Here is a 25,263-nt window from a genome sequence, read left to right as displayed (position 1 = left end):
GCCGTGGTGATGGGCTACGCGGGGCTGCCGGGGGTCGTGCTCGCCTCCTTGTCCACTTCGAGGTCGGCCTTCGCGTCTTCGACCTTGCTGCCCGGCACACCGGTGACCGTGCTGGAGTCGTTGCTGTTGTCCGGGTCGGCCGTGTCGGAGGAGACGGTGGCGGTGTTGACGATGTCGCCACCGTTGCCCGTGTAGTCGGGAGCGAGCCTGACCCAGACGATCCAGGTCTTGGACTCGTCCGGCCCCAGCGCGGCCTCGGGGCCACAGGTGACCGTCTTGCCGACGGCGGTGCACCCGCTCGGGGAGCGGTCGAAACCGAGGTTCTCGGGCAGGGTGTCGGTCACCTTGACCCCCGTCGCCTGGGAGGGTCCGTCGTTGGTCACCGTGATCTCGTACGGGAAGGACTCGCCCGGTGAGACGGGAGTGTCGCTGCCGAGCTTCTTGTCGGTCCTCAGGTCGGCACTGGGGTCGGCGGCCCCGCCGTCGGGCAGTGGCGCGGTGCTGGAGTCGTTGTCGCTGTTGGGGTCGATGTTCTCGGCTGTCACCGTGGCGCTGTTGACGATCTCGCTGCCGTCCCCGGTGTAGGACGGGTCGAGCTTGACCGTCAGCAGGTACTCCGCCTTCTCTCCGACCTTCAGCGGCGTGTTCCGGGAGCAGCGGACGACGTCACCGTCGAAGGTGCAGCCGGACGGGCTGGTGGACACGTAGGTGAGTTCCTCGGGCAGGTCGTCGGTGAGGGTCACGCTGTGCGCGTCCGAGGACGGGCCGTCGTTGGAGATCGTGATGAGGTACTGGAACTCCTCACCGGGCACGGGTGGGGTGCTGCCCACCGGTTCCTTGGTCAGGCTGAGGTCCGCCGTGGGCGGGTTGACCGTGTCGCCGGGAACGCCGGCGGCCTCACTGGTGTTGTTGGCCGTGTCGGGGTCGTCCGTCTCGGAGGTGACGGTCGCGATGTTCTGGATGTCGGAGCCGTCGCCGGTGTAACCGGAGTCCAGCTGCACGGTGAAGATCCAGGTCCTGGACGCTCCGGAGTCGAGGGCGGGCAGGATGCCGCAGCTGACCCGCTGGCCCAGCGCCGTGCAGCCGTCCGTGGAGGAGACGAAGGACAGCTCGTCCGGCAGGGTGTCGTCGACGCTGACGCTCTCGGCTCGGGAGGGGCCGTCGTTGGTGACCCGCACCGCGTACTGGAAGGTCTCGCCGGGGGCCACCGGGGTGTCGCCGACGGTGGTCTTGTCGATCCTCAGGTCCGCCTCGGGAGTGCCGACGAGAGGGTAGGCCTGGTCGGAGGTGTTGTTGGCGGTGTCCGGGTCCGCGGTGTCGGAGCTCGCCGTGGCCGTGTTGGGCAGGTCCTTGCCGTCGCCGGTGTACGACTCGTCCAGCTGGACCCTGAAGATCCAGCTGGACGATGCGCCGGGAGCCAGCACCGGTACGGGTCCGCAGGTGACCTTCTGCTCCGACTCGGTGCACTCGTCCGGGGAGGACACGTAGTTGACCAGATCCGGCAGCGTGTCCGTGGCCTTGACGTTGCGGGCGTCCGACAGGCCGTTGTTGGTGACGGTGATCTCGTACCCGAACTCCTCTCCGGGCGTCACGGCATCGGTCTGCACCACGGTCTTGGTGGTCGTGAGGTCGGCCTCCGGGTCGAAGGGGCCGGGTGGGACGACGGGGTCGTTCGTGTTGTTGTCCCCGTTGGGGTCCGTGGCGTCCGAGTCCGTGGTGGCCGCGTTCCCGAGGTCGTCACCGGTACCGTCGTAGGAGGGACTGATCCGGGCGACGAACGTCCAGGTCTTGGTCTCGCCGACCGCCAGCTCCGCTTCCGGACCGCAGCTCACCTTCTGTCCGACGGCGGTACAGCCGTCCTCCGAGGAAACGAAGGTGATGTCCGCGGGGAGCGTGTCGGTCGCGGTGACGTTCTTCGCCACCGACGGACCGTTGTTCTTCACCGTCAGGGTGTATGTGACGAGTCCGCCGGGCGGCACCGCCCGGCTCTCGCCGAACACGCCGGCCGAACTCGTCGAGGTCACGGCGAGCCGCGGCGGCAGCGCCGTCGCGGCCGGTGCGGCGCCCCACAGCGGCAGTGCGCAGGCGATCGCGCCCGCCAGCCAGGGCAGCGGTCTCCAGGGTCTCCTACTTGCCATCGGCATCGCTTCCAGTTCTCTCCGCCCCGGCTTGAAGGCCGGCGCATGCAGGGGAAGGGGAATGGGGGAGTGGAGCAGCCGCACCGGTTGTGCGGCGGTCGGTCGGCGCGGCGGCCACTGCGGTGGCCGCCGCGCCCGGTGGCCCGGTCGTGCGGGTCCGGTCAGGCCCGGCGCCGCCGCACGCCGACCACCAGTCCGGCGCCCGCGGTGAGCGTCAGTCCCGCCGCCCAGGGCAGCCAGCCGGGTGTTCCGTTCCCGGTGTCCGGGAGCGCGTGGCCGTGGTGGCCCTGGTGGTCACCGTGCTCGTCGCCGTGGTGCGTGGGTGACGGCGAGGGGCTGGGCAGGGGGCGGATGGGAACCCCGCAGTCGCCGGCCGCGCCCCGGGCCGCCGCCCCCACGCTCGCGGTGTTGTCCGCCGGATCCGGGTCGTCCACGGCGGAGCTCACGCGGGCGGTGTTGTCGACGGTGGCACAGTCGCCGTCGAAGTCCCGGTCGAGCCGGACGGTGATGCGGTATTCGGCCGATTCGCCGGGACCGAGCCGGTCGGAACCGCCGCAGGTGACCGTGGCGCCCTCGGCCGTGCAGCCGTCCGGCGAACCGTCGAAGGACAGGGCCCGGGGCAGGGGGTCGGTGACGGTGACGTCCCGGGCGGTGGACGGGCCTTGGTTGCGTACCGTCATGACGTAGGCGTAGGTCTCACCGGGGGTGGCCGCGTCGGTGCCGTCCGGGAGTTCGTACCGCTTGGCGAGAACGAGGTCCGCCGACGCGGGCGCGGGGCCGCCGTCCCCGCCCGGCAGTCCGGCGAGTTCGGCGGTGTTGTTCTCCGGGACCCGGTCGTCGGTGTCGGCCCGGGCACGGACCCTGTTGACCAGGTCGGAGCCGTCGCCGGTGTAGCCGGGATCCAGTCTGACGCGGATGGTGAAGGCGGTGTGCCCGTCGGGGGCGAGGTCCGTCGCTGCGGGGCAGGTCACGGTCGTGCCGTAGGCGCCGGCCTCGCCGGTGCATCCGTCCGGGGAGTCCACGAAGGCCAGCCCGTCCGGCAGCCGGTCGGTCAGCGACACCCCGGTGGCCTGCGAGGGGCCGAGGTTCACGGCGGTGAGGGTGTAGCCGAAGACAGTGCCCGGAACCACCGGATCCGGTCCGGTGAACTCCTTGCCGACGGCGAGGTCGGTGCGCGGGCGCTCCACCGTGCCGTCCGGCGGTCCGGCGCCGGGATGGGGGCCGGTGTTGTTGGCCGGGTCCGGGTCGAAGGTGTCCGACATCGCCGTGGCCTGGTTGCGGATGTCCGAGCCGTCGCCTGTGTAGGCGGGGTCGAGCCGTACGGTGACAACCCAGGAGGCGGAGTCCCCGGGCGCCAGCCTTGCCACCGGACCGCAGAGCACCTCCTGCCCGTCGGCCGTGCAGCCGTCCTTCGAGCTCACGAACGACAGGACCGCGGGAAGCTCGTCGGTGGCGGTGACGTTCGTCGCCTGAGCGGGGCCGTGATTGACCACGGTGATCGTGTAGTCGAAGGTCTCGCCCGGGGCCACGCCGCGAAGCAGAGGGGGTGCCAGGGCCGCCAGGTCCGCCCGGGCCGGAAGACGTTCGGGCCGGCTCAGCCCGGTTCCGTCCTGCGGTTCCGCCCGCTCGCCGCCCGGCTGTCCGTCCTGTTGTTTCCCGGCCTGCCCTCTCCCGCTCTTTTCCCTCCCACCCTGTTCTCCCCCGTCCTGTTCCCTTCCGCCCTGCGGCGCATCGGCGCGGTACTCGTCGGTGTGCCGCCCCTCGTCGTGCTGCTCGTCCGGGTCCTTGCTGAATCGTCCATGCTGCGCAGGGCGCCCGGAGGGGCGCGCCGGGCCTGGCTCGACCCGGGCCTTGGCTTCGCCGGCGGGGCAATCCGATGCGGTGGCGCGCGGAGTGCGCCGGACCGCACGTCTCTCGTCCGCCGCGCCGAACGGCTCCTCCTGACGGGCGGACGGTCCCGGCTCCCCGTGTGCGCAGCCGCTCCCGGAGGCCTCGGGCGGCGCGGCCAGGGCCCCGGGCGCCGGCAGCACGGTCGCGCCGGTGAGCGCCGCCCCCAGCAGCATGCCTGGAAGCACGCGCACCACCCTGCGCCGCAGGACGGCAGGTCCCGCCGCACCTGGTGCCTCCTTGAGATAGCCGCCCATGAAGGGCCCTCACTTTCCCGCACGAGGCCGACCGGCCTCAGTTCCCTGACGGACTGTTACGGGAAATATGCGCACGGTCACTTGTCTGTTGACTTATCGTCATACTCCAATCCGCGCAGCATGCACCTGAACGGTCCTCAGCCGTTGGTCTCCTCGCGGCGGCATCTGTGCGGCCGGCACTCGGCACGGATGGCCCGGCAGCGGTGCGCGCGGCACCCGGGCAGCCGAACCGGCCGCCGCGCCAGGCGGTCCGTCAGGACCGGCCGCCGCGCGGGGACCGCCGCCGCGCCCACCCGCGTCAGCCGATCGGTCCAGCATCCCCGGCGCGGGCGCGCCGCGGTGGGGATGGTGGGGGCATGAGCACGGGTGTGTCGACCCAGCATCGGCGGAGCCTCGTGCGCTGGTGGACCGAGCGCTCACCGGCCGCGGGCTCGGCAGTGATGGCCACCGGCATCATCTCTGTGGGGCTGCATCTGATGGGCCGGGAGACCCTCTCCCGCATCGCGCTCGCCCTCGGTTCGCTGCTGTGGTGCGCCCTCGCCGCCGATTTCGCCGGGCGGTTCCTCACCGACCGCGCCCGGTGGTCCCGTGAGGCCGACCGGCCGCCCGCCCTCACCGGTGTCGCCGCGAGCTGCGTCCTGGGCACCCGGTTCGCGCAGCTCGGGCGGCAGGAGCTCGCGATCGCCCTGCTGGTGCTCGCCGTGCTCGTCTGGCTGGTGCTGCTGCCGCGCGTCGTGCGCGATTCCGTCCGGCGGGTGCCGTTTCGCAGGATGCCGGGCGCGGTGTTCCTGGTGTGCGTCGCGACCCAGGGCCTCGCGGTGCTCGCGGCCGCGCTCGCACCGATGCTGGACGCGGCCTGGCTCGCCGGGGCCGGCTTCGTGGTCTTCTGGCTCGGCCTGGTCCTGTACGGATTCGCGCTGAGCCGATTCGACCTCCGCAATATCCGCCAGGGCGCGGGCGACCAGTGGGTGGCCGCAGGAGCGCTCGCCATCTCGGCCCTCGCCGCGGGGAAACTGCTCGCGTCCGGCGAGCTGGGCGCCGCGTCCGAGGACGTCCTGCGCACCACGTCCCTTGTCCTGCTCGGCCTCGACTTCGCCCTCTACCTGATGCTCGTCGCCTCCGAGGCCCGCTGGCCGCGACCGCGGTACGACGTACGCCGCTGGGCCACCGTCTTCCCGATGGGCATGACCGGCGTCGCCACCCTCACCCTGGCCTCCGCGGCCGACGAGGGCGGCCTGCAGGTGCCCGGCGAGGTCCTCGTGTGGTGCGCGGTCGCCGTGTGGTGCGTGGTTGCGGCGGGCGCGGTCCGTGCGGCGGCGAGGGCGGCATGATCACCCTCACCGAACCGCCCGACGACTGCCTCGCACGCAACGAGTGGATCTGCGGCGAGTATCTGAGCACGCGCAGCGAGATCCTGACCGATGCCGTCCTGCAGCATCTGCAGATCACCACGGTCTCCGTCCTCATCGGTCTGGCCCTGGCCGTTCCCCTCGCGGTCGCGGCCCGCCGCTGGAGGTGGGCGGCCGGACCGGTGCTCGGCCTGACGACCGTGCTCTACACCATCCCCTCGCTGGCGATGTTCTCGCTGCTGCTGCCCGTGTACGGTCTGTCCGCCGCGCTCGTCGTCGCAGGTCTGGTCCTGTACTCGCTGACGCTCCTGGTCCGCAACATCCTCGCCGGACTGCGCGCCGTCCCCGAGGAGACCCGGCAGGCCGCCCGCGGCATGGGCTACGGCCCGATCCGGCTCCTGCTCACCGTCGAACTGCCGCTCGCCGTGCCCGCCGCCATGGCGGGCCTGCGGATCGCCACCGTCTCCGCGGTCTCCCTGGTCACGGTCGGCGCCATCGTCGGCTACGGAGGGCTCGGCAATCTCATCTACGCCGGGATGAACACGTACTTCAAAGCCCAGGTCCTCACCGCCTCCGTGCTCTGTGTGGTGATCGCCGTCGCCGCGGATCTGGTGCTGCTCGGCGTACAGCGGCTGCTCACGCCCTGGCAGCGGGGGGCGCGCGGATGAAGCGGCGAGGGGCGCGCGGATGAAGACGCTGAGCGATACCTGGCACTGGCTGACCGACCCCGCGAACTGGTCGGGCGGCGACGGCGTCTGGCACCGGCTGACCGAGCATCTGCTGCTCACCGTGGTCTGCCTGGTGATCAGCTGCCTGATCGCCCTGCCCGTGGCCCTGGTCCTGGGACATCTCGGCAAGGGCGGCGCGCTCGCCGTGAACATCTCCAACGTGGGACGCGCCGTCCCCACCTTCGCCGTCCTCGTCCTGCTGCTGCTCACGCCGGTCGGCCGCTGGGGCCAGGGGCCGACGGTCGTCGCCCTCGTCCTGTTCGCGGTGCCTCCCCTGCTCACCAACGCCTACGTCGGGATGCGCGAGGTGGACCGCGGCATCGTGCAGGCCGCGCGCGGGATGGGCATGACCGGGCGGCAGCTGCTGTGGCGGGTCGAGCTGCCGCTCGCGCTGCCGATGATCCTCAACGGGGTGCGGATCGCCGCCGTGCAGCTCGTCGCCACCGCCACCATCGCCGCGCTCGCGGGCGGCGGCGGCCTCGGCCGGATCATCACCGCCGGCTTCAACCTGGCCTCCACCTCGCAGGTCGTGGCGGGCGCCGTCCTGGTGGCGGCCCTCGCCCTGCTCGTCGAAGGACTCTTCGAACTCGCCGAACGTCTGGCGCCCGGCTGGGCGCGGGGGAGGAGCGCATGAGACGCCCACGCACGAGCGGCCGTTTCCGCGCCCTCCTCGCCCCTCGTGCCCGCCGTGTTTCACGCGCCCGCCTTGCCCCCTTCGCCCTCATCGCCGCACTCCTGACCGGTTGCACCACCGGCCCCTCCCTGGAGAACCGGGGCGAGGTGTCCGCACCACCCGGCGACAGCAGGTCCCTGACCATCGGCTCGGCCGGTTTCACGGAGAGCGATCTGCTCGCCCAGATGTACGCGAAACTCCTCGACCGGGCCGGATACGGCACGACCGTGCTCACCGTCGCCAACCGGGAACTGTACGAACCGGCGCTGGAATCCGGCCAGATCGACATCGTCCCCGAATACGCGGCCACCTTCGCCGACTGGCTGAACGCGAAGGCCAACGGCGCCGAGGCGACACCCGTCGGCTCGCCCGACCTGACCACCACGATGAAGGCACTGCGGGAACTCGCCACGCCCCGCGGCCTCACCGTTCTCGACCCGGGCAGGGCCGTCGACCAGAACGCCTTCGCGGTCACCGCCGCCTACGCGGAGGAACACGGCCTCAAGACCCTCTCGGACCTCGGCCGCTCGGGCTTGAAGGTACGGCTCGCGGCCGGCGACGAATGCGTCAAGCGCCCCTACTGCCGACCGGGCCTGGAGGAGACGTACGGGATCGACGTCACCGCCGTCGACCCCAAGGGCGTCGGCACCACCCAGGCCAAACGAGCCGTCCAGTCGGGGCAGGACCAGATGGTACTGACCACCAGCACCGACGCCACCCTGGACGAGTTCGGCCTGGTGCTGCTCGCGGACGACAGGAAGCTGCAGAACGCCGACTACGTGGTGCCCGTCGTCAACCGGGCACAGGCCGGCAGCCAACAGGTCGCGGCGGCGCTCGGCAAGCTCAACACCGTACTGACGACGGCCGATCTGGCCGATCTGAACCGGCAGGTCGACAGCTGGCGGCGGCTGCCGGAGGACGTCGCCGAGGCGTACCTGAAGGAGAAGGGACTGCTGTAGCCGGTACGAGCAGGGGCCACCGGGCGGGAGGCGCCCGTCGTCCTGCGCGGCCGCCGTCGAGGAACCTAAGCGTCCGCCACCGAGTCGAAGACCACTTCGTCACGCCCCACCCCCAGCGCATCCGCGTCCACCGAGCGCCGCAGTGCCTCGTGCAGCTTCGCCGGAGTGAGCACGCCCAGGAAACGGGCGCCGTCGAGGACCGCGACCCAGCCCGCGTCATGCTGCAGCATCACACCGAAGGCGGTCTTCAGCGGGGCGCCCACCGGCACCCAGGAGTCCATCCGGTGCGCCAGCTCACCGACCTCGGCGTCCCCGGCGAGCGCCAGTTCGTCCACGCCCGCCCAGCCGTGCAGTTCGCCGTCCGCATTCACACAGACCGCCCAGCGGGCGTCCTCGGCCCGCAGCCGGGCGGCCGCGGCCGAGGCCTTCTCGTCCAGGCGGGCGAGCGGCGGCTGCTCCAGGTCGTCCGCCTCGATCCGGGTCACCGAGAGCCGCTTCAGGCCGCGGTCCGCGCCCACGAAGGCGGCCACGTACGGCGTCGCGGGACTGCCGAGCACGGCGCCGGGTGTGTCGAACTGTTCGATCCGCCCCTGCCCGTACACCGCGATCCGGTCGCCGAGCCGCACCGCCTCCTCGATGTCATGCGTGACCATCACGACGGTCTTGCGCACGCTCGCCTGCATGTCGAGGAACTGGTCCTGCAACTGCTCGCGCACCACCGGGTCCACGGCACCGAAGGGCTCGTCCATGAGCAGCACCGGAGGATCCGCGGCGAGCGCCCTGGCCACGCCCACCCGCTGGCGCTGCCCGCCGGAGAGCTGGTCGGGATAGCGCGAGCCGTAGGTCTTCGGGTCGAGACCCACCATGTCGAGCAGTTCCGCCGCCCGCGCCCTGGCCCTGGAGCGCTTCCAGCCCACGAGGGCCGGGACGGTGGCGGTGTTGTCGAGGATCGTACGGTGCGGGAACAGGCCCACCTGCTGGATCACGTACCCGATCCGGCGCCGCAGCCGCACGGGGTCGACCGTCGAGATGTCCTCGCCGTTCATGAAGATCGCGCCGCCGGTCGGCTCGATGAGCCGGTTGATCATCATCATCGTGGTGGTCTTGCCGCAGCCGGACGGGCCGACGAGCGTCACCAGTTCACCCTCGGCCACCTCGAAGGACAGGTCGTCCACTGCCGTGGTGCCATCCGCGTACCGCTTGGTCACCCGCTCGAACCGGATCATGCCCTCACGCTAGGAGCGGGCGTGCCCACCCGCACACCGGGACGGCCGCCCGGAGGTCTCATCCGGCCGCGGTGTCACACCGGGCACGGTCGCCGTCACCGGTGACCGATCGGCCCGCGCGGGCACCCTTCGCGGAGCCCCGCACATGGAGCGGAGCCCTGCGCACGGAGCGGAGCCCTGCGCACGGAGCGGAGCCCTGCGCATAGATTTGAGCGTATGAACGATCAGCTCACGCCCATGCCCGAGGACTGGCAGCGCGCTCTCGCCGTTGTCGCCCATCCCGATGACCTGGAATACGGCTGCTCCGTCGCGATCGCGCAGTGGACGGACGCAGGACGGGAGGTCGGCTATCTGCTCGCCACGCGCGGCGAGGCAGGCATCGACACCCTGGAGCCCGGGAAGTGCGGGCCGCTGCGCGAGCAGGAGCAACGCGCGAGCGCCGCCGTCGTCGGGGTCTCCACCGTGGAGTTCCTCGACCACAAGGACGGTGTCATCGAATACGGCACTGCCCTGCGCCGTGACATCGCGGCCGCGATCCGCCGCCACAAGCCCGAACTCGTCCTCACGCTCAACCACCACGAGTCCTTCGGCGGCCGTTTCCTCAACAGCCCCGACCACCGTGCCGTGGGCCAGGCCGCGATCGACGCCGTCGGGGACGCGGGCAACCGGTGGATCTTCCCCGAGCTCGTGGAGCAGGGGCTTGCGCCGTGGAACGGGGTGAAGTGGATCGCCATCGCCGGCGACGAGGAACCCACGCACGCGGTCGACGCCGAGCCCGGCTTCGAGCGCGGAGTCAGCTCCCTGCTCGAGCACCGGGCGTACATCGAGGCGTTGACGGACGAGGATCCCGCCGAGTACGCCCGCTCCGTCATCACCATGTCGAGCAGCTGGGTGGGTGACCGCTTCGGCGGGAAGCCCGCGGTCGGATTCAAGGTCTACGAGCGCTGAGCCTTCAGACCCTCGTGCGCGCCCCCTACCCTGACGCCACTTCGGAAACGGCAGGGGGCGCGGATGATCGACACCACGAGCACGGAGATCGCCGAGGGCGAGGAGCGGCTACGCCTCGACGTCGAGGACGGCCTCGGTGTCCTGACGCTCTGCCGGCCCGAGAAGCTGAATGCCTGGAGCTGGGAGTCCACCCGCCAGCTCGGCCTGTTCGCCGACCGGATCCGCTTCGATGACCGGGTGAAGGCCGTGCTGCTGCGCGCGGAGGGCCGCGCCTTCTGCGCGGGCATCGACATCACCGCACCCGGCGGCGCGATCGCCGGACGCTCCGGTGCCGAGCGCACCCGCAACTACTACGAAGGCCTGCGCTGGGTGCACGAGCGGATGCGGGTCTTCGCCGGACTGTCGCAGCCGGTCGTCGCCGCCGTGCAGGGATACTGCCTCGGCTTCGGCTTCGAGCTCGCCCTCATGGCGGACATCCGGGTGGCTGCCGAGGACGCGGTGTTCGCGCTCCCCGAGGCGCGGCTCGGGGTCGCCGTGGATGCGGGCGGCGATCTGCGGATCGCCCGGGACGCGGGGGCGGGCTGGGCGAAGTTCCTGGCCCTGACCGGCCGGCGGATCGACGCGGCGACGGCCGAGCGGCTGCGCCTGCTCCAGGTGGTCACCCCGGCCGAGGAACTGGAGAGGACCGCGCGATCGTTGGCGTCCGAGATCGCCGCGAACGCCCCGCTGGCCGTCCAGGGCATCAAACGAGACATCGACCGTTTCGCGGACGCGGGCCTCGGCGAGGCGCTGGAACACGCGGCCTTCGCCGCGGCCGTTACGCTCACCTCAAAGGACTCGCGCGAGGGGTACATGGCGAAGGCGGCGCGGCGGGCGCCGGAGTTCGAAGGGAAGTAGGGCAGCAGCGGGTCCGGGAGGAAGCAGCCGGTCAGGGGATGAAGGGGCCACGCCCCAACTGCTCCCGGATCGGCATCACTTCCGGCGTGGCCAGATCCCGCCGCTGCCAGTTCGCGCCGTCCACGACCAGCGTATGGCCGCTGATGAAACGGGCGTACGGGGAGGCGAGGAACGTGGCCGCCCAGCCCAGCTCGCGTGGCCGCCCCACCCGCAGCGCGGGCTGTCGGGCATCGGCGGTCCGTACGCGGTCGAGGTTCGCGCGGATGTCGGCGGTCATGTCCTCGTGCGGCATCAGGCCGGGCACCAGGCCGTTGACCTGGATGCCGTACGGCCCCCACTCCACCGCGAGCGACTCCACCAGGTTCTTCACACCGGCTTTCGCGGCCGCGCTGTGGGCGTAGCCCGGGCCGCCGGTCCAGGCGTACGAGGCGCCGATGTTGACGATGGATCCGGGTGCTTCGGCCGCCAGATGGCGGCGGCCGAACTCGCGGGCCATGAAGTAGGTGCCGTTGAGGGTGATGTCGACGACCGTGCGCCAGGCGTTCGGGGACATGTCCTCGGCGGGGACCGGGAAGTTGGCGGCCGCGTTGTTGACGAGGACGTGCGGCAGGCCGAAGGCATCCTCCGCCAGGTCGAAGACCTCCGCGATGCGGTCGGGGACCCGGATGTCGCAGGCGGCGGTCAGGACGCGCCCGCCGAGTGCGGACAGCTCCTCCTCGGCCGCCTCGAGGTGTTCGGTCTTGCGGCTCGCGATCACCAAGTCGGCGCCGAGGCGGGCGAATTCGGCGGCGATAGCCTTGCCCAGGCCCGTGCCGCCCCCGGTCACGAGGACGACGGTCCCGTCGTACGTTCCCGGGGGCAGGGCACTTGTGCCGGTGGGCGGTGGGGTGGGCAGACCGGGGGTGGGTGTCTCCGTCATGGCGTATCGGTACACCGGGGGCCCGCAATGGTCCATAGGGACCGGGGGCCCGGGGACATTGGGGGAGCGCGGGCCCTCAACGGTCCGCAGGCAGTGGAGACCCGCCCCGGGGAGTCCCGGGGCGCGGGCGGCTCACAGGTCCGCGAAGACCAGCTCCGCGTTGATCTGCGTGGCCGCCCGGTAGCCGGCGCTCGCCGCGTTGACGACCATCTCCGCCGGGCCCATCGCATTGCCCACGATCCACACGCCCGGCAGCGCGCTGCGGCCCGCCGCGTCCACGGCCGGGAAGGGGCCGAACGGCGTCTCCTGAACAGCGTCACCGGTCAGCTCGGGCAGCATCTCCGTGCGCGGCACCGGACGCGTCGCCGTGAACAGGACCTCGCGGGCGTGGAATGCGCCGTCCGCCAGGCGCACCCCCGTCAACCGGTCGTCCTCGACGACCACTTCGGCCACCTCGCCACGCACCACCCGCACCCCGGCCGTCTCCAGCTGCCGCCACTGGTCCTCGGGCAACTCCTCGACCTCGTGCAGGAACAGCGTCACGTCCTTCGACCACTGCGTGACGAGCAGCGCCTGGTGCGCGCCCATCTCGGGGCGGGCGATCACACCGAAGGCCCGGTCGCGCACCTCGTAACCGTGGCAGTACGGGCAGTGCAGTACATCGCGGCCCCAGCGCTCCGACAGGCCTTCGATCTCCGGCAGTTCGTCGACCAGACCGGTCGCGATCACCGTGCGCCGGCAGTGGACCCGCGTACCGTCCTCGAAGGTCACATCGACCTCTCTCTCGGCGTCGGGCTCCACCTTCGCCACCCGCGCCGAGACGATCTCCACGCCGTAGGAGACGACCTCCTCGCGTGCGATCCGCAGGAAGTCGGCGGGCGCCATGCCGTCCCGTGACAGGTAGCCGTGCATGTGGTCCGCGGGGGCGTTGCGCGGTTCACCCGCGTCCACGACGAGGACGCTGCGCAGGCTGCGTCCCAGGCCGAGCGCCGTACTCAGGCCGGCCGTTCCGCCGCCGACCACCACCACGTCGTAGGACCGCCGCAGTACCTGGCCGCCTTGAGTCGAACTGTGCATCGTGCTCCGGGTCATCTCGACCACCTCCGCTGCGAGCGTGCGCCGCCTCCGGCAGAATGGGCAAACGTTGTTGCCGTAATCGCAAAACTTCGGATGCTGGATGGTGACTGTGGCCGATCCCGGGGAAGAGATGGACGCGGTGCTCGCCGAGGTGGGGGCGCGGCTGCGGAGCATCCGCAAGGAGCGCGATGTCACGCTGGCCGGGCTGTCCGAGGTCACCGGGATCTCCGTGAGCACACTCTCGCGGCTCGAATCCGGGCATCGCAGACCGAGCCTCGAACTGCTGCTTCCGATCGCCCGCGCCCATCAGGTGCCGCTCGACGAACTCGTCGGCGCGCCGGAGGTCGGCGATCCGCGGGTGCGGGCGAAGCCGGTCGTGCGTGAGGGGCGTACGTATGTGCCGCTCGGCAGTCAGCCCGGAGGGCTGCAGGCCTACAAGATCGTTTTTGCGGGCCCGGACCCCCGGCGCGAACACGCGGATCAGCGCACCCACGAGGGTTACGAGTGGCTGTACGTCATCTCCGGGAGGCTGCGCCTCAGGCTCGCGCACCACGATGTGGTGCTCGGTCCGGGCGAGGCGGCCGAGTTCGACACGCGGGTACCGCACTGGTTCGACGCGGTGGACGGGCCTGTGGAGGTGCTGAGCCTGTTCGGGCCACAGGGGGAGCGGATGCATGTACGGGCCAGGCCCAAGCGGGCCGCGTCGGGGGACTGAAGGGTTGAAGGGCTGAGGGGCTGAGGGGCTGAGGGGGGAGGGGGCCGGCTGAGGGAGCTGGGGTGAGGTGGTGGAAAGTCGGCTCCGGACCGTTCCCAGAAGCCAAGCGACCGCTTAGTATGCGCGGGAGAGACAGTCCACCCCCTCTGTGGAGGCCCCGCATGCAGGCATGGCGAGTGCACGAGAACGGTGAGCCGGGCGAGGTGATGCGGCTCGACGAGGTGGCCGCGCCCACGCCCGGTGAGGGGCAGCTGCTCGTCAAGGTGCGGGCGGCCAATATCAACTTCCCGGATGCGCTGCTCTGCCGCGGCCAGTACCAGGTCCGGCCTCCGCTGCCGTTCACCCCCGGCGTCGAGATCTGCGGGGAGACCGGGGACGGGCGGCGCGTGATTGCCAACCCCGCCCTGCCGCACGGCGGTTTCGCGGAGTACGCCCTTGTGGACGAGGCGGCCGCACTGCCCGCCCCCGACGCGCTCGACGACGCCGAGGCGGCGGCTCTGCACATCGGCTACCAGACCGGCTGGTTCGCCCTGCACCGCAGGGCCGCGCTGCAGGCCGGCGAGACCCTCCTGGTGCACGCGGCCGCCGGCGGGGTCGGCAGTGCCGCCGTACAGCTCGGCAAGGCGGCCGGGGCGCGGGTCATCGGCGTGGTCGGCGGCGCGGCGAAGGTGCGTACCGCCGAGGAGCTCGGCTGCGATGTGGTGATCGACCGGCGCGGCGAGGACGTCGTGGCCGCGGTCAAGGAGGCCACCGGCGGCCGGGGCGCGGACGTGATCTACGACCCGGTGGGCGGCGAGGCGTACGCGCAGTCCGCGAAGGCCGTGGCCTTCGAGGGCCGGATCGTCGTCATCGGCTTCGCCAGCGGAGTCGTCCCCACGCCCGGGCTCAACCACGCCCTCATCAAGAACTACTCGATCATGGGCCTGCACTGGGGCCTGTACAACACCAAGGACCCGGCGTCCGTGGCCCGGTGCCACGAGCAGCTCACCGAACTCGCCACCAAGGGAGCCATCAAGCCGCTGGTCAGCGAGCGGGTATCGCTCGCGGGCGCGGCCGAGGCCGTGCAGCGGGTCGCCGACGGCGTCACCACCGGCCGCGTGGCGGTCGTACCGGACCCGGCCGCCGCGGCGGACGCGGCTTCCGTGCCGGACGCGGCTTCCGCGTCGGAAGGGGTGCAGGCATGACGGGCGCAGGCATCACGGACGCAGCCGGCCTCATCGCACGGACCCGGGAGCTGCTCGCCGCGCACCCGCCGGCCACCACCTCGCGCGCGGACTTCCTCAAGGCGCGTTTCGACGCCGGGCTCGCCTGGGTGCACTACCCGGAGGGCCTCGGCGGTCTCGGCGCCCCGCGCTCCCTGCAGGCAGTGGTCGACGCCGAGCTGGAGGCCGCGGGGGCGCCGGACAACGATCCGCGGCGCATCGGCATCGGCCTCGGCATGGCGGCGCCCACGATCCTCGCTTTCGGCACCCCCGAGCAGAAGGAGCGCTTCCTCGGGCCGCTGTGGCGTGGCGAGGAGGTCTGGTGCCAGCTGTTCAGCGAACCGGGCGCGGGCTCCGACCTGGCGGCGCTGGGCACGAAGGCCGTACGCGAGGGAGGGGGCACATCCCGCTCGAGCGAAGCCGAGAGTGGGGGAGACTGGATCGTCACCGGGCAGAAGGTGTGGACGTCGAACGCGCACAGCGCGCGCTGGGCCATCCTCATCGCCCGCACCGACCCCGACCTGCCCAAGCACCGCGGCATCACCTACTTCGTCTGCGACATGACCGACCCGGGCGTCGAGGTGCGGCCGCTGCGGCAGATCACCGGCGAGGCCGAGTTCAACGAGGTGTTCCTCTCCGAGGTGCGGATCCCCGACGCCCACCGGCTCGGCGAGGTCGGCGAGGGCTGGAAGGTCGCCCAGACCACGCTGATGAACGAACGCGTCGCCATCGGCGGGATGCGGCTGCCCCGTGAGGGCGGCATGATCGGCCCGGCCGCGGCCGCCTGGCGCGAACGACCCGAGCTGCGCACCCGCGATCTGCACCACCGGCTCGTCGGGCTGTGGGTCGAGGCCGAGGTGGCACGGCTGACCGGTGAACGGCTGCGCCAGCAGCTCGTGGCCGGGCAACCCGGCCCCGAGGGCTCCGGCATGAAGCTCACCTTCGCCCGCCTCAACCAGGAGATCAGCGGCCTGGAGGTGGAACTGCTCGGCGAGGAAGGCCTGTTGTACGACGACTGGACGATGCGCCGCCCCGAGATCGTCGACTTCGTGGGCCGTGAGGCCGGATACCGCTATCTCCGCTCCAAGGGCAACAGCATCGAAGGCGGCACCAGCGAGGTGCTCCTCAACATCGTCGCCGAGCGCGTCCTGGGCCTGCCATCCGAGCCGCGCACCGACAAGGACATCGCCTGGAAGGACCTGACCCGATGACGACGCCGCGCGATCTTCTGTACTCGGAGACCGAGGACGAACTGCGTGCGGCGGTCCGCTCGCTGCTGACCGACCGCTGCGCACCGGCACAGGTCGTCGCGCGCGCCGAATCCGGGGAGCCGCACGATCGCGACCTGTGGAAGACCCTCGCCTCGGACATGGGCCTGGCGGGACTCCTGGTGCCGGAATCGCTCGGCGGCCAGGGTGCGGGTGCACGGGAAGCGGCCGTCGTCCTGGAGGAGTTGGGCCGCCGCGTCGCCCCGGTCCCGTATCTGACCAGCGCGGTGATCGCCACCGAGACGCTCCTCGGCTGCGCGTCCACCGCGGCCGAGGAGCTCGTCGGTGCGCTCGCCGCGGGCCGCTCCGTCGGCATCCTCGCACTGCCCTTGTCGACGGCGCCCTCGGCCTCGTACGCGCGGATCGAGGAGACGGGCGGCAGGCTGACCGGCCGGATCACCGCGGTGGCGGACGCGGCGTCGGCCGATGTGCTGCTCGTCCCCGCGGGGAGCGGCCTGTACGCGGTCGACACGACCGCCGACGGTGTGCACCTGACCGCACAGACCCCGCTGGACCTGACCCGTCCGCTGTCGGTGCTGACCCTGGAGTCCGCTCCGGGGCGTCTCCTGGCAGCGGCGGGCGAGGCGGATTCGGCCGTCCGCCGGGGACTGCGGGCGGGAGCCGCGCTGCTCGCCTCCGAGCAACTCGGCCTCGCCGACTGGTGCCTGACGGAGACGGTGGCGTACACGAAGAGCCGCAACCAGTTCAACCGTCCGGTCGGTTCCTTCCAGGCACTGAAGCACCGACTCGCCGAACTCTGGCTGCAGACCGTGCACGCCCGCGCCGCGGCCCGCAACGCCGCCGACGCACTGGTCACCGGTTCGCACGAGGCGCCGCTCGCCGCCTCCCTGGCCCAGGCGTACTGCTCGCCGGTCGCGGTCCACGCGGCCGAGGAGGCACTGCAACTGCACGGCGGCATCGGCATGACCTGGGAACACCCCGTCCACCTCTATCTGAAGCGCGCCAAGACCGACTCCATCGCATTGGGTACGGCCGGGGCGCACCGTGAGGCGGTGGCCGAGCTCGTGGATCTGCAGGCCCCGTAGCCCCCTGGAGCCCCGTAGCCCCGCGGCCCACGCGGCGCCCCTGCCCGGTCATCACGGGGTAGGGGCGTCTTCGTATGCCCCGCCACCTGCGCCTATGTGCCCCCATGGCATCGTGCGTCGACCGCCTGGGGCATAATTGCGAACTGTTCGCAACAACAGTCGATCTTGAATAGAGGTAGGGGCATGCGAGGCGCGGCGATACGGGGAGCCGGGGCACTGGCCGCTCTGGCGGTCGGGGCGTCGGCCTGTTCCGCGCCCGGTGGGGGCGACTCCGGGACCGCGGGCGCCGGCGCCTCGGTGGTCGTCGGCATCGCGTACGAGCCGGAGAGCCTCAGTCCGCTGCTCGGCTACGGCAAGGACGGCAACTCGAAGATCTTCGACGGGCTGCTCACCCACGACGCCGGGATGAACCTGGAGCCCGCGCTCGCCGCCGAGCTGCCGAAGAAGAGCGCCGACGGACTCACGTACACGTACAAGCTGCGCGAGGACGTGAAGTTCAGCGACGGGAAGCCTTTCACCGCGAAGGACGTCGTCTACACCTACGAGACGATCCTCGACGAGAAGACCAACAACGCCTACAAGTCCGAGCTCGACGCGCTGGAGAGCGTGGAGGCGAAGGGCAAGGACGAGGTCGTCTTCCATCTCAAGTACCCGTACGCGCCGTTCGCCGAGCGCACCGTGCACGCCATCGCCCCCGCACACATCGCCTCGAAGCAGGACGTGAACACCGGCCCGCTCGGCACCGAACCCGTCGGCACCGGCCCCTACACGCTGGTGGACTGGTCCAAGGGCGAGAAGCTCACCTTCAAGGCCAATCCCGACTACTGGGGCGGCGCGCCGAAGGTGAAGAACTTCACCATGGCGATCATCAAGGACGACGACATCCGCGCCACCCGGCTGCGCAGCGGCGACCTCGACGGCGCCATCCTGCCGCCGAACCTGGCGAAGACCTTCGCCGGCGACAAGAACCGCAGGACATACGAGGCGACCAGCTTCGACTACCGCGTGGTGACGCTGCCGAGCGGCAACAAGGCCGCGGGCGACACCGCGATCCGCCGCGCCCTCGACGTGGCCGTGGACCGCAAGGCGATGGTCGACTCCATCCTCTACGGGGCGGGCAAGGAGGCCTACGGGCCGGTGCCGACCGACAGCCCCTGGTTCGCGAAGGGTACCGAGCGCGCCCAGGATCTGAAGCAGGCCGAGAAGATCCTCGACGAGGCCGGCTGGAAGAAGGGCTCCGACGGCATCCGCGAGAAGGACGGCGTCCGCGCCTCCTTCCCGCTCTGGTACGTCTCCGGCGACAAACTCCGCCAGGACCACGCCCTCGCCTACGCCTCCGACGCCAAGAAGGCGGGCATCGAGGTCAAGGTGCAGGCCGGCACCTGGGAGGTCATCCAGCCGAGGATGGAGACCGACGCGGTGCTCGCCGGCGGCGGCGCACCCGCCGACCCGGACTTCGACCAGTACCCGATGCTGCACTCGCGCTTCGTCGGCGGCAACGACTTCAACAACATGGCGTACTACGCGAACCCGGCCATCGACAAGGCCCTCGAAGCAGGCCGCAGGAGCGCCGACCCGGCCGAGCGCGAGGCCGCCTACGCCACGGTGCAGCGCGAGCTGACGAAGGACCCGGCCTACACCTTCCTCACCCACATCGACCACGTGTACGTCGTCGACGACGCCTACGGCAGCCTCACCACCCAGGTCGAACCGCACGACCACGGCTTCGCCACCGGCCCGTGGTGGAACGTCGAGGACTGGCAGCCGCAGAAGTGATCCCGCGCATCCCCTGGACGGCGATGGCGCGCATGACGGGACGGCGGCTCCTGGCCGCCGTGCCCGTCCTGCTTGCCGTCACCTTCGGGGTCTTCGCCATCGCCGAGGCCTCGCCCTTCGACCCCGTGCAGGCCTACGCGGGCATCGGCGGACTCACCGCCTCCGAGGAGACCCTTGACCAGCTGCGGGCCAACCTCGGCGTCGACCAGCCGCTGCTCAGCCGCTGGTGGGACTGGCTGAGCGCCGCGCTGCACGGCGACTTCGGCGACTCCCTGGTGATGCGCCGGCCCGTCGCCCAGGTCATCGGCGAGCGGCTCGGCTGGTCGGTGCTGCTCGCTGCCACCGCCTTCCTGCTCGCGATCCTCCTCGGCACGACGCTCGGCGTGCTCGCCGCCCGCCGCCCCGGCGGCTGGCTCGACCGGGCCGTCACCTCGCTCGCGTACGTACTCGAAGCGGCCCCGCCGTTCTGGCTGGGGCTGCTCGCGGTGTGGTTCTTCGCGCTGCAGCTCGACGTGCTGCCGGCGGGCGGCCTGACCGACACCGGCGCGAGTACGGTCACCGCCGGGCAGGTCGCCGGCCATCTGGTGCTGCCCGCCTGCGTGCTGGCCGTCTCGCAGCTGCCCTGGTTCGTCCTCTACGTACGCCAGGGAGTCGGCGACGCGCTCGCGGAGGATCCGGTGCGCGGGGCGCGGGCCCGCGGGATCGCCGAGCGGACCGTGCTGCTCGGGCACGCGCTGCGCTCCGGCCTCCTGCCGGTCCTGACCCTGATCGGATCACGCGTGCCCGAACTCATCACGGGGGCGCTCCTGGTGGAGACCGTCTTCAGCTGGCCCGGGATCGCGGCCGCCACCGTCGAGGCCGCCACCTCGGTGGACTTCGCGCTCCTGGCCGCGCTCACCGCGCTCGCCACGGCCGCGGTGCTGCTGGGCAATCTCGTCGCGGACCTGCTGTACGGGCTCGCCGATCCGAGGGTGGGATTCGATGGCTGAGACCACTGTGACAACCGAGGCCACGGAGACTGCTGAGAAGGCAAGGGCTGCTGGGACCGGCGCTGAGGCCACTGAGGCTGCCGGGACCGGCTGGCGGGTGCGCGGAGTGCGCCGCCGCTCCACCCGCACCTGGCGCGTGGGCAGTTCCGCCGTGCTTGTCGCGGCGATGGTGCTCGCGGTGCTGCTCGTACCGCCGCTCGTCCAGCTCGACGAGCAGGCCGTGGACCTCGCGGCCAAACTGCAGCCGCCGTCCCTCGCCCACCCGTTCGGCACCGACGACGTCGGCCGGGACCTGCTCCTGCGCTGCGTCTACGGGCTGCGGGTCTCGCTGCTCGTCGGCGTGGTCGCCGCGGTCGTGGCCACCGTGATCGGGACCGCCGTCGGTGCCGCCGCGGCGGCCGCGGGCGGGCGCGTGGACCGGTGCGTCATGCGCCTGGTCGACCTGTTCTCCTCCGTGCCGCATCTGCTGCTCGGCATCTTCATCGTGGCGATGTTCCGGCCCGGGGTGTGGCCCGTGGTGGTCTCGGTGGCACTGACGCACTGGCTGTCCACGGCCCGTATCGTGCGCGCGGAAGTCCTCTCGCTGCGCTCGCGCCCGTACATCGACGCGGCCGTCTCCGGCGGGGCCTCACGGTGGCGGGTCGCCGTACGGCATCTGCTGCCGGGCGTGCTGCCGCAGGCGGGACTCGCCGCCGTCCTGATGGTGCCGCACGCCATCTGGCACGAGTCCGCCCTGTCCTTCCTGGGCCTGGGCCTGCCCACCCACGAGGCGAGCCTCGGCACCCTCGTGCAGTCCGCGCGCGGCTCGCTGCTCGCGGGGGACTGGTGGCCGACGCTGTTCCCCGGCCTGTTCATCATCGTGCCGACCCTGGCGATCGCGGGCCTCGCGGGCGCCTGGCGCGAGCGGCTCAATCCGCGCCGCCGATCGGAGCTGATGCTGTGACGACCACGACGAGTCCGGCCTTCGACGGGCCTGCGAGGACCCCGGCGTCCGATGTATCTGCGGCGACCGGAGAGCCCGACGCGTCCGCGAGGACTCCGGTGCTCGACGTACGGGGCCTGTCCGTACGCTTCCGGATGCCCACCGGGCGCCCTGTCCGGGCCGTGACCGACGTCCGCTTCACGCTGCACGCGGGCGAGCGGCTCGCACTCGTCGGGGAGTCGGGCTGCGGCAAGTCCGTGCTCGCCTCCGCGCTGCTCGGGCTGCTCCCCGAGAACGCCGAAACCGCCGGTTCGGCGCTGCTCGGCGACGGGACGGATCTGCTCGCGGCCGACGAGTGGACCCTCGCGCGCCACGTCCGCGGCCGCAGGGTCGGTCTCGTACCGCAGTCGCCCGCCGCGCACCTCACCCCTGTGCGCACCATCCGCTCCCAACTGGAGGAGACCGTACGGGCGCTGCGGGGCGCCCGGCGCGCCGGGCTGCGCCAGGCCGCCGTCGAGGCCGCCGAGCGGGCCTCGTTCCCCGCCGGACATCTCGACCGCCACCCGCACGAACTCTCCGGCGGCCTCGCCCAGCGCGCCGCGACCGCGCTCGCCCTGATCGGCGATGCGCCGCTGCTGCTCGCCGACGAGCCGACCACCGGACTCGACCGCGAACTCGTCGAGCACACCGTCGACGAACTGGCCCGGCACACCGGCGACTCCCGCGCCCTGCTGATGATCACGCACGACCTCGCGGCCGCCGAGCGCATCGCCGACCGGGTCGCCGTGATGTACGCGGGCCGCATCGTCGAGATCGCCGCCGCCGGCGACTTCTTCGGCGCCCGCGGACCCCGCCACCCGTACTCCCGCGGGCTGCTCGACGCGCTCCCGGAACGGCGGTTCGAGCCCATCTCCGGGATGCCGCCCGAGCTGGGCGCGCTGCCGGAGGGCTGCGCCTTCGCCGAGCGCTGTCCGCGCGCGAGCGAGAAATGCCGGGTGCAGCCGCTGTTCGAGGACGCGGTGGCCTGCCATCACGTGGCCCTGGAGGCCGGACATGCCTGAGCCGATCGAGCCTGAACCGAACCTGCTTGAAGCGGACCTGCTTGAAGCGGACCTGTCTGAGCCTGACCTGTCTGAGCCTGACCTGTCCGAACCGCACCTGCTTCGGCTGGAAGCGATCACCGCCGGATACGAGCGTCACAAGCCGGTCGTCGAAGGCGTCTCGCTCACGGTGCGGACCGGCGAGGCGGTCGGCCTGCTCGGGCCCAGCGGCTGCGGCAAGTCCACGCTCGCCAAGGTCGCGGCGCTCCTGCACCGGCCCGAATCCGGCCGCGTCCTCATCGACGGCACCGAGGCGAAGGGCTGGCGCCACCGGGCGCCGCGGGCCCAGCGCACCTTCTTCGGCGTGGTCTTCCAGCAGCCCAGGCTCTCGGCCGATCCCCGCCTCACCCTGGCCGCCCTGATCGCCGAACCACTGCGGTCGGTCGGGCGCGCCGCCGAAGCGGCCGATGCAGTACGGGAGTTCGCCGCGCGTGTCGGACTCGGCGAGGACCTGCTCGGGCGTCGCCCGCACGAGGTGAGCGACGGACAGCTGCAACGGGCCTGCGTGGCTCGCGCGCTGATTCTGCGCCCGCGCCTGCTCGTCTGCGACGAGATGACCGCGATGCTGGATGCCTCCACCACCGCCGCGCTGGTCCGCGCCGTCGAGGACTACCGCGCCGACAGTGGCGCCGGACTGCTCGCCGTCGGCCATGACAAGGTACTGCTCACCCGCTGGTGCGACCGCGTGGTGCACTGGTCCGAGCTGGGTTCCTGATCCCGTACGGACCGGCCGAAGACCCGGCTGCGGATCGGCCGAAGACCCGGCTGCGGATCGGCCGAAGACCCGGCCGCGGGCCGGCCGGACCGACGACCCCGTGGCGCTCGAAGCCTTCCTCGACGCCTACGACCGGTGAGCGCCTGCGCCCCTACGAGGGCCGTAACTCCCCGTAACACACGTTCGGAGGACATGTCAGTGGGCCGGACGCCCCCTCCGCCACGCGAGACTTACGGCGGAAACGCCACGGTTGCTCGCGTGGCGGAGGCGCGTAGGGAGTCCGGACGATGGCCATTTCGGTGTCAGTTGTAGTACTGCTGCTCATCCTCGCGATCGTGTTCCTCCGCAACGGGGCACTGAAGGTCTCGCACGCGGTCGTCTGCGTCCTGCTCGGCTTCTACCTCGCGAGCAGCAGCATGGCACCCACCATCCAGAACGGTCTGACGGCCACCGCGGACATCGTCAGCAACCTCAACCCCTGAGGGCCGTCGACCCCGGGCGCCCCGGCGTGCTCAGGTGCCGAGCATCCGGGAGCGGATCAGAAACCTGACGCCTTCGGGCGCCTCCAGCGAGAACCCGCCGCCCCGGCCCTCGACCACATCGACGATCAGCCGGGTGTGGCGCCAGGCCTCGTACTGGCTCCTCGACATCCAGAACCCGACCGGCTCCGCCATTCCTTCGACGGCCAGCGACTCGAGCAGCACATCGGAGTCGCCGGTGCGGAACTCGCCCTCCGGGTAACACATCGGCGCGCTGCCGTCACAACAGCCGCCGGACTGGTGGAACATCAGCGGCCCGTGCCGGGCCCGCAGCTTCCGCAGCAGCTCGCCGGCCGCATCGGTGAGCTCGACACGCGGCTCCTGGGTGGTCATGGGGGCCTCCTCGACGGCCTCGACGGCGGCGGGTGGTCACCGGCCAGTCTTGCCGCTCAGGGCCCGGATGGCCATGCGCTGCCCGCGGCCGGAACGAGGGCGCGCATAAATCGATGGTGCGTGGTGCGCAGTTGCGGCTACGCTCGCCGACGATGATGACCTACGTTCCTTCCTCCGCCGACGGATTGGGGGTCGCGTCCGCTCCAGGTGAGTGCTGATGCTCACTGCGACCGAGACCCGATCCGAAGTCCCCTCCGCACCCGAGTCCGGTGCCGCCCGGCTCTCCTGCTGGCTGCGCGTGCGCGAGTTCGCCGTGCCGGCCCCCATGATCGATTCCGCCGCCGAGCGGCGTGCCGGCGGCGACTGGGCGGGCGCCTGCGCGGCCGCCCGTGTCGACGTCGATCTCGACCTGCGCCGCATCGCCGGTGCGTACGGCCGGGAGACCGCCCTCCGTATCCGCCGCGATCTACGGCACTTCGCCCCCGACCTGCTCCGCTGGCATTTCCCGCGGATCAGCCCCGACGGGCTGCTCCGTCCCGGCCTGACCCTGTCCCTCGCCCGGTATGCCACCGAGATCCCGGGCCGCAGGCCGCATCTCGTCGTACGCACCCCGCCCGCGTGGGCGGAAGCCGGGCAGCGCATCAGCCTGACGGTGTGGGACGGTGCACGCCCCCGCGGGTCCGCGCATCCCCATCCCCGGCCGAACGCGCGCTTCCGGCTCGATCTGCACCGGCATCTGTGGGATGCGCGCAGGGCGGGTGAGCTGCGTGAACGGGCCATGGGCCAGCCTCAACCGCTCATGCTCCAGGGGGACATGGAGCCGAACTGGGCCGTGCACCGCTGGGCCGACGAGGCGCGCCGCGTGCTTGCCGCCGAGGGGCGCGGGCCCGAAGGGCGGGTTGTGGTGTCCGCGGGGCGGGGGCGGCGGCTCGCGATCGACACGGGCGAGCGCCGCGTCACACAGGTCACCCGTGCCGCCGCGGAGAAGCACCCGCTGCTGCCCGATGCCGCCACCTGGGTGCCACCCGATCTGGAACTGCTGCGGGCGGGCCTGATCGACGCCGGGCAGCTGCACCCGCTGGTCGCCACGGCGCTCACCGACGCGCCCGTACGGAGGCGGCCGCCGCAGCAGCTTGGGGCCCCGCAGCTCGTCGACTGCCGAGGGGCACGGCACCGCATCGGCTTCGTGGACGGCCGGCTGGCCGCGCTCGACCACGAACCGGAGGAGCTGCGGCGCGAGGAACTCCTGACCGCCTTCGGCGGTCCGCCGATGCCGTGCCTGCAGGCCATCGATGTCGTCCACCGCCGTCCCGAGGCCCTGGACGGGGTACGCGAACGCCTCGCCCACGGCGATACGGAAGGCGCGCTCGCCGTCGTCGAAGGGCTGCTCGGACCCGAAGCGGTCCTGCGCGAAGGGCCGCTGCGCGAGGCCCTGGAGACCGCGGCGCTCCGGCGCATCGACCATGGCCTCTACCGGGCCGGGCTCGCCGGCCACCTCCCCGCGGGCAACCACTGGTGCCGCCGCTGCGGCCCCGGGCGCACTCACCCGCTCCACGCCTGCCTGCGCCACACCCGCCGGCGCTGACCTCCGCCGACTTCG

23 protein-coding genes are annotated in these 25,263 nt (G+C 72.0%); 17 read left to right on the top strand and 6 right to left on the bottom strand.

Annotated elements, in window-relative coordinates; all coding sequences use genetic code 11:
* Positions 1 to 14: 14 nt before the first annotated feature.
* Both ACLF6P_RS25235 and ACLF6P_RS25230 read right to left on the bottom strand, forming a co-directional pair.
* Positions 15 to 2,138, bottom strand: coding sequence for a COG1361 S-layer family protein (locus ACLF6P_RS25235; RefSeq protein ID WP_415953201.1), 2,124 nt, complete (start codon positions 2,136 to 2,138; stop codon positions 15 to 17).
* Positions 2,139 to 2,299: 161 nt separating this feature from the next.
* Positions 2,300 to 4,282, bottom strand: a complete 1,983-nt coding sequence (locus tag ACLF6P_RS25230; protein ID WP_415953199.1) for an LPXTG cell wall anchor domain-containing protein — start codon at positions 4,280 to 4,282, stop codon at positions 2,300 to 2,302.
* A gap of 356 nt (positions 4,283 to 4,638) precedes the next feature.
* Here ACLF6P_RS25230 and ACLF6P_RS25225 point away from each other — a divergent pair, with 356 nt between their 5' ends.
* Genes ACLF6P_RS25225 through ACLF6P_RS25210 form a run of 4 tightly spaced genes read left to right on the top strand, consistent with a single transcriptional unit; the run spans position 4,639 to position 7,991 of the window.
* Complete coding sequence (locus ACLF6P_RS25225; RefSeq protein WP_415953198.1) at positions 4,639 to 5,613, top strand: tellurite resistance/C4-dicarboxylate transporter family protein; 975 nt, start codon at positions 4,639 to 4,641, stop codon at positions 5,611 to 5,613.
* Positions 5,610 to 6,299, top strand: coding sequence for an ABC transporter permease (locus ACLF6P_RS25220; protein ID WP_415953196.1), 690 nt, complete (start codon positions 5,610 to 5,612; stop codon positions 6,297 to 6,299). The genes ACLF6P_RS25225 and ACLF6P_RS25220 overlap by 4 nt, the downstream gene beginning before the upstream one ends.
* A 19-nt stretch (positions 6,300 to 6,318) precedes the next feature.
* Positions 6,319 to 6,993: an ABC transporter permease gene (locus ACLF6P_RS25215; RefSeq protein WP_415953194.1), complete on the top strand. Its 675-nt coding sequence runs from the start codon at positions 6,319 to 6,321 to the stop codon at positions 6,991 to 6,993.
* A complete protein-coding gene (locus ACLF6P_RS25210) occupies positions 6,990 to 7,991 on the top strand; it encodes an ABC transporter substrate-binding protein (protein ID WP_415953193.1) in 1,002 nt (333 codons plus the stop codon). The genes ACLF6P_RS25215 and ACLF6P_RS25210 overlap by 4 nt, the downstream gene beginning before the upstream one ends.
* Positions 7,992 to 8,056: 65 nt before the next feature.
* Here ACLF6P_RS25210 and ACLF6P_RS25205 read toward each other — a convergent pair whose 3' ends face one another.
* Complete coding sequence (locus ACLF6P_RS25205) at positions 8,057 to 9,217, bottom strand: ABC transporter ATP-binding protein (RefSeq protein ID WP_415953191.1); 1,161 nt, start codon at positions 9,215 to 9,217, stop codon at positions 8,057 to 8,059.
* Between the two features lie 216 nt (positions 9,218 to 9,433).
* Here ACLF6P_RS25205 and ACLF6P_RS25200 point away from each other — a divergent pair, with 216 nt between their 5' ends.
* Entirely contained in the window at positions 9,434 to 10,165 is a 732-nt protein-coding gene (locus ACLF6P_RS25200) for a PIG-L deacetylase family protein (protein ID WP_415953189.1), read from the top strand.
* Between the two features lie 63 nt (positions 10,166 to 10,228).
* Entirely contained in the window at positions 10,229 to 11,062 is an 834-nt protein-coding gene (locus ACLF6P_RS25195; RefSeq protein WP_415953187.1) for an enoyl-CoA hydratase/isomerase family protein, read from the top strand.
* A gap of 31 nt (positions 11,063 to 11,093) precedes the next feature.
* On the opposite strand, the gene ACLF6P_RS25190 is transcribed toward ACLF6P_RS25195, so the two are convergent.
* Together ACLF6P_RS25190 and ACLF6P_RS25185 are read right to left on the bottom strand one after the other, a co-directional pair.
* On the bottom strand, positions 11,094 to 11,981 hold the full coding sequence (locus tag ACLF6P_RS25190; RefSeq protein ID WP_415953186.1) for an SDR family oxidoreductase: 888 nt from the start codon (positions 11,979 to 11,981) through the stop codon (positions 11,094 to 11,096).
* Positions 11,982 to 12,113: 132 nt separating this feature from the next.
* On the bottom strand, positions 12,114 to 13,073 hold the full coding sequence (locus tag ACLF6P_RS25185) for an NAD(P)/FAD-dependent oxidoreductase (protein ID WP_415953184.1): 960 nt from the start codon (positions 13,071 to 13,073) through the stop codon (positions 12,114 to 12,116).
* A gap of 85 nt (positions 13,074 to 13,158) precedes the next feature.
* Here ACLF6P_RS25185 and ACLF6P_RS25180 point away from each other — a divergent pair, with 85 nt between their 5' ends.
* The 10 genes from ACLF6P_RS25180 to ACLF6P_RS25135 all read left to right on the top strand — a co-directional run bounded on the left by ACLF6P_RS25180 (position 13,159) and on the right by ACLF6P_RS25135 (position 23,273).
* Positions 13,159 to 13,773 carry a helix-turn-helix domain-containing protein gene (locus ACLF6P_RS25180; protein WP_415953183.1) on the top strand — a complete coding sequence of 205 codons (615 nt, stop codon included), beginning with the start codon at positions 13,159 to 13,161 and terminating at the stop codon, positions 13,771 to 13,773.
* Positions 13,774 to 13,934: 161 nt separating this feature from the next.
* Complete coding sequence (locus ACLF6P_RS25175; RefSeq protein WP_415953182.1) at positions 13,935 to 14,957, top strand: NADPH:quinone oxidoreductase family protein; 1,023 nt, start codon at positions 13,935 to 13,937, stop codon at positions 14,955 to 14,957.
* An 11-nt stretch (positions 14,958 to 14,968) separates the two neighbouring features.
* Positions 14,969 to 16,186, top strand: a complete 1,218-nt coding sequence (locus ACLF6P_RS25170; RefSeq protein WP_415953318.1) for an acyl-CoA dehydrogenase family protein — start codon at positions 14,969 to 14,971, stop codon at positions 16,184 to 16,186.
* The gene (locus ACLF6P_RS25165; RefSeq protein WP_415953180.1) at positions 16,183 to 17,289 is read left to right on the top strand and encodes an acyl-CoA dehydrogenase family protein; all 1,107 of its coding nucleotides are present in this window, start codon (positions 16,183 to 16,185) and stop codon (positions 17,287 to 17,289) included. Before ACLF6P_RS25170 ends, ACLF6P_RS25165 begins: the two co-directional genes overlap by 4 nt.
* 183 nt (positions 17,290 to 17,472) lie before the next feature.
* Positions 17,473 to 19,065 carry an ABC transporter substrate-binding protein gene (locus ACLF6P_RS25160; RefSeq protein WP_415953178.1) on the top strand — a complete coding sequence of 531 codons (1,593 nt, stop codon included), beginning with the start codon at positions 17,473 to 17,475 and terminating at the stop codon, positions 19,063 to 19,065.
* Between the two features lie 23 nt (positions 19,066 to 19,088).
* Positions 19,089 to 20,054 carry an ABC transporter permease gene (locus ACLF6P_RS25155; RefSeq protein WP_415953316.1) on the top strand — a complete coding sequence of 322 codons (966 nt, stop codon included), beginning with the start codon at positions 19,089 to 19,091 and terminating at the stop codon, positions 20,052 to 20,054.
* A complete protein-coding gene (locus tag ACLF6P_RS25150) occupies positions 20,047 to 20,997 on the top strand; it encodes an ABC transporter permease (RefSeq protein ID WP_415953176.1) in 951 nt (316 codons plus the stop codon). Before ACLF6P_RS25155 ends, ACLF6P_RS25150 begins: the two co-directional genes overlap by 8 nt.
* 98 nt (positions 20,998 to 21,095) lie before the next feature.
* On the top strand, positions 21,096 to 22,037 hold the full coding sequence (locus ACLF6P_RS25145; RefSeq protein WP_415953314.1) for an ABC transporter ATP-binding protein: 942 nt from the start codon (positions 21,096 to 21,098) through the stop codon (positions 22,035 to 22,037).
* 97 nt (positions 22,038 to 22,134) lie between these two features.
* Complete coding sequence (locus tag ACLF6P_RS25140; RefSeq protein WP_415953313.1) at positions 22,135 to 22,791, top strand: ABC transporter ATP-binding protein; 657 nt, start codon at positions 22,135 to 22,137, stop codon at positions 22,789 to 22,791.
* 287 nt (positions 22,792 to 23,078) lie between these two features.
* On the top strand, positions 23,079 to 23,273 hold the full coding sequence (locus ACLF6P_RS25135; RefSeq protein WP_415953175.1) for a hypothetical protein: 195 nt from the start codon (positions 23,079 to 23,081) through the stop codon (positions 23,271 to 23,273).
* Between the two features lie 30 nt (positions 23,274 to 23,303).
* On the opposite strand, the gene ACLF6P_RS25130 is transcribed toward ACLF6P_RS25135, so the two are convergent.
* On the bottom strand, positions 23,304 to 23,663 hold the full coding sequence (locus ACLF6P_RS25130) for a DUF779 domain-containing protein (RefSeq protein ID WP_415953174.1): 360 nt from the start codon (positions 23,661 to 23,663) through the stop codon (positions 23,304 to 23,306).
* Between the two features lie 217 nt (positions 23,664 to 23,880).
* On the opposite strand from ACLF6P_RS25130, the gene ACLF6P_RS25125 reads away from it, so the two are divergent.
* On the top strand, positions 23,881 to 25,248 hold the full coding sequence (locus ACLF6P_RS25125) for a hypothetical protein (RefSeq protein ID WP_415953173.1): 1,368 nt from the start codon (positions 23,881 to 23,883) through the stop codon (positions 25,246 to 25,248).
* Positions 25,249 to 25,263: the final 15 nt, after the last annotated feature.

This window comes from Streptomyces lothianensis (assembly GCF_047779955.1).
Classification (GTDB): domain Bacteria; phylum Actinomycetota; class Actinomycetes; order Streptomycetales; family Streptomycetaceae; genus Streptomyces.
This window is presented reverse-complemented; position numbering and strand designations above follow the sequence as displayed.